Raw genomic sequence first — 13,005 nt, 5'->3', positions numbered from 1 at the left:
CTGCCTGCGGGCGTCACTCCTGCAGCTGAGCCGCCAGTCGCACCGCGGAATTGGTCTCCCCGTAGCCCTCGTAGCTACCTGTTCGCTGGACCACCTCGAAGAACAGATCGTCGCCGACGGTTCCGGTGAAGAAGTGGAAGAACTCCCCGCCGGACGCGTCCGCGTCGTACAGAATTCCCAGGCGTTGCATCGCGTCCAAGGTGTCGGATCCGAGCTCGAATCGCGCGTCGAGATCGCGGTAGTAGTTGGGAGAGATACGCAACGGGGTAAGGCCGCGGTCGACCATCGCCGACGCCGCAGCGTAGATGTCCTCGCATCCGAACGCCACGTGTCCGACGCCTCCGCGGCGGGCGGCGGGCAGCGGGTCCGAGTCGGACGGCCGGCCGGGAACCATGTTGAGCGAGAGCCGAATCGTGCCGCCCGCGGTGTCCAGCGTGAGGGCCTGGCTCCGCACCAGGCCGATCGCGTCGACGACGTCCTGCCCGTCGCGGGGCACCATGCCGAACACAGAACGCAACAAGAGCATCACGCCGTCCCAGCTCTCGGCGGGTACGGCCAGAGCGATGTGGTCGACGTGGGAGACACAGGCGTCATGGCGTTCTGTCACCCGAGGTGCCAGGTCGAACGCCGACTGCCAGGCACCCGCACTGTCTCGGGTGCGCAGGTCGAGCGAGGTTGCGCCGGTCACCGCAAGGCGCACCACCGCGTCGGTCGCGTCCGCAACACCCGGCATGGTGACGGTCGATGCGGTGACGCCGAGAGCGCGGGCCCGAGTGAGCCACAGATCGGGGCGCTCACTACGGACGCCGATCTGAGCCAACGCGGGCAAGTGGGCCGGGACGCCGGGCGCAGTCCACAACGTATCCACGGTCGTGTCGACCGCCACCGCCAGTGGACCCTGGGTGAACAACGACAGTCCGTGTTCGCTGTGTGCGGCCGTCAGGTCGAAACCCAACTGGCGCAGAACGGTCCCCAGCTGCGCTGCCTTCGCAGGCCCCGCCGCTATCCGTAGGGATACGACGTTCTCGATCGGACCTGGCGGTGGAGGCGAGAAGAGATCTGTTTCTGCAGAGGGTGTTTCGATGGCGCGCACCTGCTCCTGCAGGTACAGCAGCGAGCGATGGGCGTCGGATGCCGTTCGCCCGGTGTCGGAGTGCCGGAAGACGTCGTTGAAGATCTCGAGCGACCATGGTCCGGTGTAGCCGGAGGCAACCACGTCCGCTCCGAAGCGAGCAAGATCGAAGTTGCCTTGCCCGGGGAAACACCGATGGTGGCGGCTCCATTGCAACACGTCCATCACCAGGTGAGGTGCGTCGGCCAGTTGGAGGAAGAAGATCTTCTCGCCCGGTATGTCGCGAATTCCCGCGGGATCGTCACCGCGGGAGAGGATGTGGAAACTGTCCAGGCAGGTGCCGAGTGCCGGATGGTCGACCTGTCGAACGATGTCCCAGGCATGACCGTAGGTATCGACGTGGGTGCCCCAGGCCAGCGCCTCGTACGCCAATCGCATTCCGCGCCGGTGCGCACGCTCGGCCAGAATCGCCATCTGTTCGATCAGCAGGTCGTCCTCGCGTACGGCCCCGGCCAGCGGCGAGGAACACACCAGCAGTAGATCGCATCCCAATTGCTCCATCACGTCGAACTTGCGCTCGATGCGAACGAGGTTGCGGGCGAACTGATCCGGGTCTGCCGAGTCTGCGTCCCGAAACGGTTGATAGAGATCGAGAGTCAGGCCGAGATCGGCGGCCTTCTTCGCGATGTCCTCGGGCAGGTCGGGTGAGCTGATCAGATCCGGCTCGAACACCTCGAAGCCGTCGAACCCGGCATCTGCGATGGCACGCATCTTCTCGTCGAGCGATCCGCTGAGCGAGACCGTGGCGACGGACGTCGCGACGGCGCTCATGCGAGCGCTCCGGCTACCGCAGTGGCAGCGAGGCGATCCTCCAGCTCGATCAACGAGCTCATGTGGGCGATCATTCGATCCGCATCGGCGGTGCGGCCGGTGAAGATCTCGAATGCATCGGCGGCCTGGAATACGGCCATCCCGGTTCCGCTGAGCGTTCGACAACCGACTCTGGCTGCGGCCGAGAGCAACTCGGTCTCCGCCGGACGATAGACCACCTCGGCCACCCACATGCGCGGATCCAGGAGGTGCTCGGGCACGGCCGATCCCGGGTGCTCCACCATTCCGATCGGGGTCGCGTGCACCAGCCCGGTCGCGGTTTCGAGGACGGCGCCGAGCCGATCGAGTCCGGCCGAGAGAATCTCGACATCGGGGAACATCGCCGCAAGGGAGTCTCGAAGTTGCTGCGCTCGAACAGGATCGGCGTCCACCAAGGTGAGTGTGGCTGCGCCGCGGCGCGCCATGGCGTACGCTACGGCTGCGCCTGCTCCCCCTGCACCGAGTTGGACCACATCGGCGAGGTCGGCACCGGGCAACCCGCGGCCGAAGTTGCGATCGAATCCGGACCAGTCGGTGTTGTGTCCGACGGCTCGGCCGTCCGCGAACACCACCGTGTTGACGGCCCCGAGTCGGGCCGCGTCGTCGGAGAGCTCGTCGAGGCAACCGATGACGCGTTGTTTGCACGGGTGAGTGATGTTCAGTCCACGAAATCCGAGGTCGGCGGCCGTCGCTACCAGGCGGGGCAGATCCTCGACAGTCAGCCCACGTCGGTCGAGATCGATGATGCGGTAGAGATAGTTCAGCCCCTGCTCGACACCTTCCTTCTCGTGCATGGCGGGCGTGAGCGACTTGCCGATACCCGTCCCGATCAGTCCACAGAGCACGGATTCCGGCATCTCGATCTCCTAGCTATTTAATGTACTAATTGGTGAGTTAGATCGACGGTACTACGCCATCGCCCCGCGCCCAACCGTTTCCGCACAATCGACGGCGATAGAGTTGATCCATGCCTCCGCGCGCAACCGCCTCGTCCGACGACAGCAGCGGACCGGCCGTCAAACGGCGCCGCAACAGCGACCTGACCCGGCACAACATCCTCGAGGTAGCTACCGAAGAGTTCGCGGACAAGGGGTTCGCCGGTGCCCGCATCGACGAGATCGCCGAGCGGACGCACACGACGAAACGAATGTTGTACTACTACTTCACCGACAAGGAAGGCCTGTACAAGGCCGTTCTGGAACGGTCATACCTGCGCATTCGCGAGCGAGAACGAGCCGTGGACGTCGAAGGACTCGGACCGGTCGAGGCCATTCGCGCCATCGCGTCCCTCACCTTCGATCACCACGAACAAAATCCCGATTTCATCCGATTGGTGTCCACCGAGAACATCCTGCGCGGCGAGCACATCGGCACCTCGGAGGCACTGAGCAATCTGGGCAACCCCGCGGCCGAGCTGTTGGCCAGCATTCTCGAGCGCGGTCAGGCCGACGGGCTGTTTCGTACCGACGTCGACGCATTGGACATCCACATGGCCATCAGCAGTTTCTGTGTGTTCCGGCTGTCCAATCGCTACACCTTCGAGGCCCTGTTCGGTCGCGACCTCACCGACCCGGCGCACCGAGAACGACTGCGCTCCATGCTCGGCGACATGATCATCGCGTTTCTCACCAAACCGGCCCCCTGACGCGCTCGCCGAGTCCTTCGAATCTCATCCGGGGTTGACACGTGGCATGGATCACGTTCAGTATCTAGGAGCGCCTCGTTTTAACTATTTCGTACATTAGCGATCCGGTCGGCTGGATCGCAGTGTCGAAGGGCACCTCAGCTCCCCCCGTCACACGAAGAGAGACGAACGACGATGGATCCCGTTACAGCCGGACCGACCCCCACACCCCTTCGACCGGGTGCGAACCCGCGCAAAGCCGCCACCGCAGCATGGGTGGGCAGCGCGCTCGAGTACTACGACTTCTTCATCTACGGAACGGCGGCAGCCCTGGTATTCGGCCGCGTGTTCTTCCCCGGATCGAATCCCGCCACCGGCACACTGTTGGCCCTGGCGACATTCGGCGTCGGCTACCTTGCGCGTCCGCTCGGAGCATTGGTGCTGGGACACATCGGTGATCGCTACGGCCGCAAGAAGGTCATGGTCGCCACCGTCCTGCTGATGGGTGTCGCGACCCTCGGGGTCGGCATTCTCCCGTCCTACGAGTCCATCGGAATCGCTGCGCCGATCATCCTCGTTCTGCTTCGACTCGCGCAGGGATTCTCTGCCGGCGGTGAGCAGGCAGGCGCAAACTCGATGACACTCGAGCACGCCCCGGACAACCGCCGCGCGTTCTTCACCAGCTTCACACTCAGCGGCACCCAGGGCGGCCAGATTCTCGCCACCGCCGTATTCCTCCCCGTCGCGATGCTTCCCGAAGAGCAGCTCCTCAGCTGGGGCTGGCGAATCCCGTTCTTCCTCAGCGCATTCGTCGTCGTCGCCGCGTTCCTCATCCGCCGTTCGCTCGACGAGACCCCGGTGTTCGAGGAAGAGGTTGCTTCCAACGAACCGCAGCGCCTGCCCTTGGCCGAACTGCTGGCCGACCACTGGCGCGCAGTTCTTCGCGTCATGTTCGCCGCTGTGATCGCCTCGGTCAGCACCATCTTCACCGTCTACGCCCTGTCGTATGCCGTCAATACCGTTGGCCTCGAACGCACTCCGATGCTCTGGGTCGGCGTGCTCGCCAACGTGGTCGCACTGTTCTCGCTGCCCTTCTTCGGTTCGCTCTCCGACCGCGTCGGCCGCAAGCCGGTGTTCCTGTTCGGATCGATCGGCTGCGCCATCCTCATGTTCGGTTACCTCTGGTCCATCTCGATCGGTAGCTACGCACTGATCTTCGTCTTCGGCATCGTGATGTTCGGATTCGTCCACAGTGCTACCGGCGGAGTCTGGCCCTCGTTCTACGGCGAGATGTTCCCGGCTCGGGTGCGTCTGACCGGCACCGCCCTCGGTACCCAGATCGGCTTCGCCATCGCAGGATTCGCGCCCACCATCGCCGGAGCGATCGCCGGTGCCGAGATCGGTGCCTGGCTACCGGTCGCCATCGTCACCGCCGTGTTCTGTGCCATCAACGTCGCCATCGTCTCCACGTCCAAGGAAACGTTCCGCACGCCCACCGACGAACTCGGCACAAAGCCTCGTACCGTCGATGCAACCGCCACCGCGAACTCGCAGTGACCGTCGATGATCGACGCAGAACGGCCTGATACCCCGGAGTTGTGGCGAGTGTTCGCCGTGCAGTACGCGACTCGAACGGCACTGCGCAGCACACACTTCCACTATCACGATAACCGTGGCGGCGAGCCACATCCCACTGCCTACTACGTGTGGCTCGCCCTCTCGCAGACCGACACCGTTCTGATCGACGCCGGGCTCGCCCCCTCCACCGCCGAAGGAATGCAGGGACTGGACTACTTCGGCTCCCCGCTCGAGATCATCGGCGGTCTGGGGATCGCGCCCGGCGACATCGATCTCTGTGTCTTGACGCACCTGCACTACGACCACACCGGGGTCGTGGCAGACCTACCCCGAGCCCGCTACGTCGTACAGCGGCGCGAGCTCGAGTACTGGAACGGTCCGTGGGCAACGCGCATCGAACAGGAGCGATGGTTGCACTCCAGACCGGACATCGATCACGTGGCCGCGAGCACGCGACTCGACCTCGTCGACGGAGATCGTGAACTGCTGGACGGTCTGTCGGTGCACTCCGTCGGCGGCCATACCGCCGGCATGCAGATTGTCCGAGTACGCACAGCGCGAGGAAACATCGTGCTGGCGTCGGACGCGAGCCACTTCTACGAGAACATCGAGTCCGACAACCCGTTCGCGATCCTGCATTACCTTCCGGACATGTTCGGAGCCTTCGACCGAATCCAGGAACTGGCCGACGGTCCCGATCACATCGTGCCCGGACACGACCCACTGGTGTCCGAACGATTCAGGGCAGTCGATCGACAGCCCCACGTGGTGAGCCTCGGCTGACCTTCCGAACGACGAAAGAGCCCCGATCATCACGATGATCGGGGCTCTTTCGTCGAATCGGCGACTGGTCAGGCCGACTTGTCGCGGCGTTCCGGCCGCTCGGGCTTGCGCGGCACGATCGTCGGCAGCACGTTGTCGTTGACCGTTTCTGCAGTGACGACAACCTTCTCCACGTCGTCGCGGCTGGGGATGTCGTACATCACCGGCAACAGCACTTCTTCCATGATCGCGCGAAGTCCACGAGCACCGGTACCACGGAGAATTGCCTGATCGGCAATTGCGTCCAAGGCCTCGGCAGTGAACTCGAGCTCCACACCGTCCATGTCGAACAGACGACGGTACTGCTTGACGAGCGCGTTCTTCGGCTCGGACAGAATCGTGACGAGCGATTCCTTGTCCAGGTTCGTGACCGACGCGATCATCGGCAACCGGCCGATGAACTCGGGGATCAGGCCGAACTTGATCAGATCCTCCGGCATGACCTCGGCGAAGTGGTCCTGGGTGTCGATCTCGGCCTTCGAGCGAACCTCGGCCCCGAAGCCCAGACCACGCTTGCCGACGCGATCGGACACGATCTTCTCGAGACCGGCGAAGGCACCGGCGACGATGAAGAGCACGTTCGTTGTGTCGATCTGGATGAACTCCTGATGCGGATGCTTGCGACCGCCCTGCGGCGGCACGCTGGCCTGAGTTCCTTCCAGAATCTTCAGCAATGCCTGCTGGACGCCTTCACCGGACACATCTCGCGTGATCGACGGGTTCTCGCTCTTGCGGGCGATCTTGTCGACCTCGTCGATGTAGATGATGCCGGTCTCGGCGCGCTTGACGTCGTAATCGGCGGCCTGGATCAGCTTGAGCAGGATGTTCTCGACGTCCTCGCCGACGTATCCGGCCTCGGTGAGCGCGGTGGCGTCGGCGATGGCGAACGGCACGTTGAGCATCTTGGCCAGCGTTTGCGCGAGATACGTCTTTCCGCAGCCCGTCGGTCCGAGCATCAGAATGTTGGACTTCGCCAGTTCGACCGACTCGCCCCGCACGTCACGGGCCTTGTCACCGGCCTGGATTCGCTTGTAGTGGTTGTAGACCGCAACGGCCAGCGTGCGCTTGGCAGCGTCCTGACCGATCACGTAATTTTCGAGAAAATCCTTGATCTCGGAGGGCTTGGGTAGGTCGTCGAGCTTGACTTCGCTCGATTCGGCCAACTCCTCCTCGATGATCTCGTTGCACAGGTCGATGCACTCATCGCAGATGTACACCCCTGGTCCAGCAATGAGCTTCTTGACCTGCTTCTGGCTCTTGCCGCAGAACGAGCACTTCAGCAGATCGCCACCGTCACCGATGCGTGCCATTCGGAGGTTCCTACTTCCTTGTCCGCGTACGCCCCACGCCGTCCGACTGTGCCGAGACACCGTGGGCTACTTCCCGGGCTTTCGTCGTGCCGATATCGACCGCCCGAGTTCTTGGGTGCGACGCTACCCGTGTTCGCCGAACATGGGCGGGTTGTTTCCGGTGATTCGCCACCCGATTTCGTCTGTACCAGAAATCGGGCCGTCGATCGCGATCGCCGGGCGGAGTTTCTCACTCGCGCCCGGCGCCGGAACTCGAGCCGGACCGCTACGGCCCGACCGGTGGTACTCGCAGTGCTACTTCTGTGCGGAAAGCTTGCGGTACTCGAACACGGTGTCGATGATGCCGTAGTCCTTGGCCTGCTCCGCGGTGAGAATCTTGTCGCGATCGGTGTCCTTGCGGATGACGTCGGGGTCCTTGCCGGTGTGGCGACCGAGAGTGGTCTCCATGAGACGACGCATGCGCTCGATCTCCGCAGCCTGGATCTCGAGGTCCGAGACCTGGCCCTGGATTCCACCGCTGGAAGGCTGGTGGATGAGCACCCGTGCGTTCGGCAGAGCCGCACGCTTGCCGGGCGTACCGGCGGCGAGCAGAACTGCCGCGGCAGAGGCGGCCTGGCCGAGGCAGACGGTCGCAACGTCGGCGCGGACGTACTGCATGGTGTCGTAGATCGCCATCAGCGATGTGAACGATCCGCCGGGCGAGTTGATGTACATGGTGATGTCCCGGTCGGGGTCGAGCCCCTCGAGCACCAACAGCTGCGCCATGACGTCGTTGGCCGACGCGTCGTCGACCTGCACGCCGAGGAAGATGATGCGCTCCTCGAACAGCTTGTTGTACGGGTTCGATTCCTTGACGCCGTAGCTGGAGTGCTCGACGAAGGACGGAAGGATGTACCGCGAGGACGGCAACTGGTTGGGATCGAACAGGTTTGTCATCGTTTCTCCAAGATGTGAGTGATCGAGGTCGCCGGTACAGGCCGATTTACTCGCCGATTCCGCCGGCCTGCTGCGCGCGGCTGACGACGTGATCCACGAACCCGTATTCCTTGGCGGCCTGGGCGGTGAACCACCGGTCGCGATCGGAGTCCTCGGTGATCTGCTCGACGGTCTGGCCGGTGTGCTGAGCGATGAGCTCGGCCATCTCACGCTTGGTGTGCGCGAACTGCTCGGCCATGATGGCGATGTCGGATGCGCTGCCGCCGATACCGGCCGAGGGCTGGTGCATCATGATGCGCGCGTGCGGCAGGGCGTACCGCTTGCCCTTGGCACCGGCCGAGAGCAGGAACTGACCCATCGAAGCGGCCAGACCCATGCCGTAGGTCGCGATGTCGCACTCGGCGAATTCCATGGTGTCGAAGATGGCCATGCCCGCGGTGACCGAGCCACCGGGCGAGTTGATGTACAGCGAAATGTCGCGAGTGGCATCCTCGGCGGAGAGCAACAGGATCTGGGCGCACAACTTGTTGGCGATGTCGTCGTCGACCTGGGTACCGAGGAAAATGATGCGGTTTTGAAGCAGACGCTCGTACACGGAGTCGCTGAGATTCAACCCTGCTGCGGCCGAAGTCATGACGGGACTCTGCTCGTGCGAAGCCGCCGGATTCTGAACAGTCACGGTACCTGCCTTTTCATAACAAATCGTTGGTTCCTGACACAGACACTAACGAAAGACGGCGGCTCCGGAGTCCCGGAACCGCCGTCGTTCGCTGTGAGCGTTACTTCTCTTGTTCGCCCTCGGAAGAATCAGCTGCTTCGACCTCGTCGGGAGCATCGGCGGGGCTACCGAACAGCTCGGCCGTGTCGACGCTCGCGCCGTTGGTGTCGGTCACGGTGACGCGCTCGACGACCGAAGCGAGGGCCTTACCGCGCTTGACGTCGGCGAACACCGCGCCGAGCTGGTTGGCCTGCTGCACCTGCTGGATGAACTGCTCGGGCGGCATGCCGTAGCGCTGCGCCTGGAAGATGATCCGCTCGGTGAGCTCTTCCTGCCCGACCTGCGTGTTCTCGGCCTCGGCGATCGCATCGAGAAGGAGCTGGGTACGCACCGACTTCTCGGCACCTTCCTTGACGTCCTTGTCGAATTCCTCGCGGCTCGAACCCTGAGATTCGAGCAGCTCGGCGAGTGCTTCCTCGTTGTGATCGAGGCCGTGAATGGCCTCGTGCACCTGGGAATCGACCTCGGCCTTGACGACGGCCTCGGGAGCCGGAATCTCGAGCGTCTCGAGCAACGTCTCGAGCACCTTGTCGCGGATCTGACCGGCCTGCTCGACCTTCGCGACTCGCTCGACGCGCGTCTTCAGGTCGGCGAGCAGCTCGTCGAAGGTGTCGAACTCGCTGGCGAGCTGGGCGAACTCGTCGTCGGCCTCGGGCAGCTCGCGCTCCTTGACGGACACGACCTTGACCGTGACGACAGCTTCCTTGCCTGCGTACTCGCCGGCGACCAGAGTCGAGGTGAACTCCTTCGACTCGTCCGCGGAGACCCCGATGATCGCATCGTCGAGTCCCTCGATGAGCTGGCCGGAGCCGACCTCGTGGGACAGTCCGCTCGCGGTTGCCTCTTCCACGTTCTCGCCGTCGACAGTGGCCGAGAGGTCGATCGAGACGAAGTCACCGGACTGAACCGGGCGATCGACGCCGGTCAGGGTGCCGAAACGCTGGCGCAGCGACTGCAGCTGCTCGTCGACGGCCTCGTCCTTGATCTCGAGCGGATCGACGACGACGCTGATGGTCGAGTAGTCCGGCAGTGCGATCTCGGGACGAACGTCGACCTCGGCGGTGAACGTGAGCTCCGTACCGTCTTCGATCTTGGTGATCTCGATCTCGGGCTGGCCGATGACCTTGACCTTTTCGTTCGTCACGGCCTCTGAGTAACGGGCGGGAAGAGCGTCGTTGACGACCTGCTCGAGCACCGCACCACGGCCGACGCGCGCTTCGAGCAACTTGGCCGGAGCCTTACCGGGACGGAATCCGGGGAGGCGGATCTGCTGAGCCAAAGCCTTGTATGCGCGGTCGAAATCAGGCTTGAGCTCCTCGAAGGGCACCTCAACGTTGATACGGACTCGCGTCGGGCTCAGCTGCTCGACGGTGCTCTTCACGGGACATGCTCCTTCTGGTAATTCTTGCTTGCTGGTGGTGCTTACGGTGCTGGCTTGCGGTCTTACCTCGCTCGCCGCGAAACACGGCGAACCGTGCCTGCGGCCCTCATTTGTCGGGGTGACAGGAATTGAACCTGCGACCCTCCGCTCCCAAAGCGGATGCGCTACCAAGCTGCGCCACACCCCGTCGTACCCACACCATTGAACAGCAACCGATAGTAGCCCCTCATCGGCGCCCCACCGATGGCGTTCGGGCGAACCCGGCGCGGCATGCCGGTTTGGAATCCGGCGACGGCTTTGGGTACAGTCTTGAAACGCAGGCGACGGAACTGGCGATCCCACGACTGTTGTTTGCACGCCGATGTAGCTCAATGGTAGAGCCCCTGTCTTCCAAACAGGCTACGCGAGTTCGATTCTCGTCATCGGCTCCATCGAAAAGCCCCGTACTTTCAGTGCGGGGCTTTTTCGTGTCCGCGTACCCTGAAACGGAGTCCGAATTGTCCGAACGAACCGGACATGCACCGTCGGCGGAAGGCCCGAAGTGGAAATAGTCCTGATCGTCCTCGTCATCGCCGCAGTGGCCCTGTTGGTGCTGCGAAGCAAGAAGAACTCGGCTGCGGCGGCCGAAACTGCACTGGCCGACGCCAAGGCCGACGCCCGCCAGTCGATCGAACGCCTCGGCGGTCAGGTCTACAACCTGATCGGCACCGACACACCGTCCAAGCAGGCCCTGGCCGATGCGTCCGAGCGCAATATCGCCGCCGGGTCGCAGATCGACCAGGCCACCACCCCCGAACAGGCCAGACTGGCCAAGCAGACGGCACTCGAGGGGCTCTACTACATCCGCGCGGCACGCCTGGCCATGGGCATGGACCCAGGCCCGGAGGTGCAGGGCATCGACGGCCAGCAGCAGGCCGGACGAGTCACCGAAGAGCGCAAGGTCGACTTCGAGGGCCGCGAGATCGCAGCGTCACCCGATCCGTCGGACCGCACCCCGAACTACTACCCGGGCGGCCGCGTAGCAGGCCGTCCGGTCCCTGCGGGCTGGTACTCCGAGCCGTGGTGGCGGCCCGCCCTGGTCGCCGGCGCGTGGGGAATGGGTTCGATGTTCCTGTTCTCGGCGATGTTCTCCGGCATGGCGGGAGTGCCGGACGAGACGGCAGCGGGCGGAGACATGGGAGCCGACGGCTCGGGCGATGGTTCCGGCGGTGACGACTACAACGGGGACGGTTCCGGCGGCGACGACTACAGCGGCGGCGACACCGACTTCGGTGCCATGGACGGCGGCGGGGGCATGTTCGACGGCGGAGGCGACTTCGGCGGTGGAGGCGACTTCGGCGGGTTCTAGGTTGCCTGACAGACCGGGCACCAGAACAGGTTTCGCGCCTGCATCGTCGAGTGCATGATTTCGGTGCCGCACACGCGGCACGGAAGGCCTTGCCTGCGGTAGACGTACGAGCGAGGTCGACGGGCACCGTAGGTGTCTCCGTGATCGTCCTCGGGCCGGATGGTGATGATGCGACCGCGTCGAACGCCGATTTTCATCAGGTCGACGAGGTCGAACCAGATCGCGTCCCACTCGGCTCGATCGAGGTCCTTCCCCGGGCGCATCGGATTGATCTCGTGGCGAAACAGGATTTCGGCGCGATAGACGTTTCCGACGCCGGCCAGCACCTTCTGATCCATCAGTAGTGTCCCGATCGCGGTGCGCGACTTGGAGATTCGCAACCAGGCCGCGTCCGGATCTGCATCCTTGCGGAGCGGGTCCGGCCCGAGCCGCGCCAGAAGGGCGTCGACCTGCTGCTCGGTGTAGATCTCGCACGCGGTGGGGCCGCGCAGGTCGGCACCGTACTTCTCCCCCACCATGCGCAGACGTACTGCGCCCACCGGATCGTCCAGTGGCACTGCCTGTTCGGTGAACTTTCCGTACAGGCCCAGGTGAATGTGCACGATCAGATCGGTCTCGTAACGGTGCAACAAATGCTTGCCCCAGGCCTCCGCTCTTTCGAGCACGAGCCCGTCGATCAGCGCGGCACCGGAGGTGAACCGTCCCTGGGGACTGCTCGCCTCGACCGGTGCCCCGCCGAACCGTCGTTGATGCAGCCGAGCGAGCCGGTGCAGAGTGTGGCCTTCGGGCACCTACGCGGGCTTTCCCGGAACCTCGGGTGCCTCGCCACTGCGCTCGTACTCGGACAGGATGTCGATGCGGCGCTGGTGGCGCTCCTCGCCCGAGAACGGAGTGCCGAGAAACGCGTCGACGATGGCGAGGGCTTCGGGCAACGTGTGCATACGGCCACCGATGCCGATGAGCTGAGCATCGTTGTGCTCGCGGGCCAGCTTTGCGGTCTCGACGCTCCATGCCAGTGCGCAGCGAGCGCCCGGCACCTTGTTCGCAGCGATCTGCTCGCCGTTTCCGGAGCCGCCGAGCACCAGTCCGCGGCTGCCCGGATCGGCGACGACGCGCCGTGCTGCGTCGATGCAGAAGGCCGGGTAGTCGTCGACGGGGTCGTAGTCGAAGGCACCGCAGTCGACGGGCTCGTGCCCGGTCGCCGTCAGGTGTTCGATGATCTGATTCTTGAACTCGAGGCCGGCGTGGTCGGCACCCAGGTATACGCGCATGCCTAGAGTCTGACA

The 13,005-nt window shown here is 64.2% G+C and carries 12 protein-coding genes and 2 tRNA genes; 5 read left to right on the top strand and 9 right to left on the bottom strand.

Translation table 11 applies throughout. From position 1 onward, the window contains the following. Positions 1–13 precede the first annotated feature (13 nt). Both CH286_RS18770 and CH286_RS18765 read right to left on the bottom strand, forming a co-directional pair. A complete protein-coding gene (locus CH286_RS18770) occupies positions 14–1,903 on the bottom strand; it encodes a sugar phosphate isomerase/epimerase and 4-hydroxyphenylpyruvate domain-containing protein (RefSeq protein WP_094610066.1) in 1,890 nt (629 codons plus the stop codon). Continuing rightward, positions 1,900–2,799 carry a shikimate dehydrogenase gene (locus CH286_RS18765; RefSeq protein ID WP_032402383.1) on the bottom strand — a complete coding sequence of 300 codons (900 nt, stop codon included), beginning with the start codon at positions 2,797–2,799 and terminating at the stop codon, positions 1,900–1,902. The genes CH286_RS18770 and CH286_RS18765 overlap by 4 nt, the downstream gene beginning before the upstream one ends. A gap of 110 nt (positions 2,800–2,909) precedes the next feature. Between CH286_RS18765 and CH286_RS18760 the strand changes: the two genes are divergently transcribed. The 3 genes from CH286_RS18760 (at position 2,910) to CH286_RS18750 (ending at position 5,927) form a co-directional block, all read left to right on the top strand. After that, positions 2,910–3,587 (top strand): TetR/AcrR family transcriptional regulator, encoded by a 678-nt coding sequence (locus CH286_RS18760; RefSeq protein WP_032402382.1) that lies wholly within the window; start codon positions 2,910–2,912, stop codon positions 3,585–3,587. 174 nt (positions 3,588–3,761) lie between these two features. Continuing rightward, on the top strand, positions 3,762–5,123 hold the full coding sequence (locus CH286_RS18755; RefSeq protein ID WP_052058436.1) for an MFS transporter: 1,362 nt from the start codon (positions 3,762–3,764) through the stop codon (positions 5,121–5,123). A gap of 6 nt (positions 5,124–5,129) precedes the next feature. After that, positions 5,130–5,927, top strand: a complete 798-nt coding sequence (locus tag CH286_RS18750) for an N-acyl homoserine lactonase family protein (RefSeq protein WP_094610065.1) — start codon at positions 5,130–5,132, stop codon at positions 5,925–5,927. A 68-nt stretch (positions 5,928–5,995) separates the two neighbouring features. On the opposite strand, the gene clpX is transcribed toward CH286_RS18750, so the two are convergent. From clpX to CH286_RS18725, 5 genes are all read right to left on the bottom strand, one after another. Next, the gene (gene clpX, locus CH286_RS18745) at positions 5,996–7,276 is read right to left on the bottom strand and encodes an ATP-dependent Clp protease ATP-binding subunit ClpX (protein WP_032379220.1); all 1,281 of its coding nucleotides are present in this window, start codon (positions 7,274–7,276) and stop codon (positions 5,996–5,998) included. A gap of 294 nt (positions 7,277–7,570) precedes the next feature. Further along, positions 7,571–8,212, bottom strand: coding sequence for an ATP-dependent Clp protease proteolytic subunit (locus tag CH286_RS18740; protein ID WP_008715342.1), 642 nt, complete (start codon positions 8,210–8,212; stop codon positions 7,571–7,573). A gap of 46 nt (positions 8,213–8,258) precedes the next feature. Next, positions 8,259–8,891: an ATP-dependent Clp protease proteolytic subunit gene (locus CH286_RS18735; RefSeq protein ID WP_032379221.1), complete on the bottom strand. Its 633-nt coding sequence runs from the start codon at positions 8,889–8,891 to the stop codon at positions 8,259–8,261. A 100-nt stretch (positions 8,892–8,991) separates the two neighbouring features. Beyond that, the gene (gene tig, locus CH286_RS18730; protein WP_032379222.1) at positions 8,992–10,371 is read right to left on the bottom strand and encodes a trigger factor; all 1,380 of its coding nucleotides are present in this window, start codon (positions 10,369–10,371) and stop codon (positions 8,992–8,994) included. Between the two features lie 113 nt (positions 10,372–10,484). Beyond that, a tRNA-Pro gene (locus CH286_RS18725) sits at positions 10,485–10,558 on the bottom strand. Between the two features lie 170 nt (positions 10,559–10,728). On the opposite strand from CH286_RS18725, the gene CH286_RS18720 reads away from it, so the two are divergent. Further along, a tRNA-Gly gene (locus tag CH286_RS18720) sits at positions 10,729–10,802 on the top strand. A gap of 110 nt (positions 10,803–10,912) precedes the next feature. After that, positions 10,913–11,719, top strand: coding sequence for a hypothetical protein (locus CH286_RS18715; protein WP_032402380.1), 807 nt, complete (start codon positions 10,913–10,915; stop codon positions 11,717–11,719). Here CH286_RS18715 and CH286_RS18710 read toward each other — a convergent pair. Together CH286_RS18710 and CH286_RS18705 are read right to left on the bottom strand one after the other, a co-directional pair. Further along, positions 11,716–12,510: an Fpg/Nei family DNA glycosylase gene (locus CH286_RS18710; protein WP_094610064.1), complete on the bottom strand. Its 795-nt coding sequence runs from the start codon at positions 12,508–12,510 to the stop codon at positions 11,716–11,718. The two genes, CH286_RS18715 and CH286_RS18710, sit on opposite strands and share 4 nt — an antisense overlap. Continuing rightward, on the bottom strand, positions 12,511–12,990 hold the full coding sequence (locus CH286_RS18705) for a ribose-5-phosphate isomerase (RefSeq protein WP_032379225.1): 480 nt from the start codon (positions 12,988–12,990) through the stop codon (positions 12,511–12,513). Positions 12,991–13,005 lie beyond the last annotated feature (15 nt).

The sequence above is a fragment of the Rhodococcus sp. WWJCD1 genome (genome assembly GCF_002258735.1).
GTDB lineage: Bacteria > Actinomycetota > Actinomycetes > Mycobacteriales > Mycobacteriaceae > Rhodococcoides.
Note: the sequence above shows the minus strand (reverse complement) of the source record. Positions and strands in the feature narration are given on the sequence as shown.

What these genes read in the sequence shown, in the direction of transcription:
- CH286_RS18740 (WP_008715342.1), bottom strand. Translation starts at nt 8,212, where the DNA reads ATGACAAACCTGTTCGATCCCAACCAGTTGCCGTCCTCGCGGTACATC.
- CH286_RS18760 (WP_032402382.1), top strand. Translation starts at nt 2,910, where the DNA reads ATGCCTCCGCGCGCAACCGCCTCGTCCGACGACAGCAGCGGACCGGCC.
- CH286_RS18750 (WP_094610065.1), top strand. Translation starts at nt 5,130, where the DNA reads ATGATCGACGCAGAACGGCCTGATACCCCGGAGTTGTGGCGAGTGTTC.
- CH286_RS18765 (WP_032402383.1), bottom strand. Translation starts at nt 2,799, where the DNA reads ATGCCGGAATCCGTGCTCTGTGGACTGATCGGGACGGGTATCGGCAAG.
- CH286_RS18705 (WP_032379225.1), bottom strand. Translation starts at nt 12,990, where the DNA reads ATGCGCGTATACCTGGGTGCCGACCACGCCGGCCTCGAGTTCAAGAAT.
- clpX (WP_032379220.1), bottom strand. Translation starts at nt 7,276, where the DNA reads ATGGCACGCATCGGTGACGGTGGCGATCTGCTGAAGTGCTCGTTCTGC.
- CH286_RS18755 (WP_052058436.1), top strand. Translation starts at nt 3,762, where the DNA reads ATGGATCCCGTTACAGCCGGACCGACCCCCACACCCCTTCGACCGGGT.
- CH286_RS18770 (WP_094610066.1), bottom strand. Translation starts at nt 1,903, where the DNA reads ATGAGCGCCGTCGCGACGTCCGTCGCCACGGTCTCGCTCAGCGGATCG.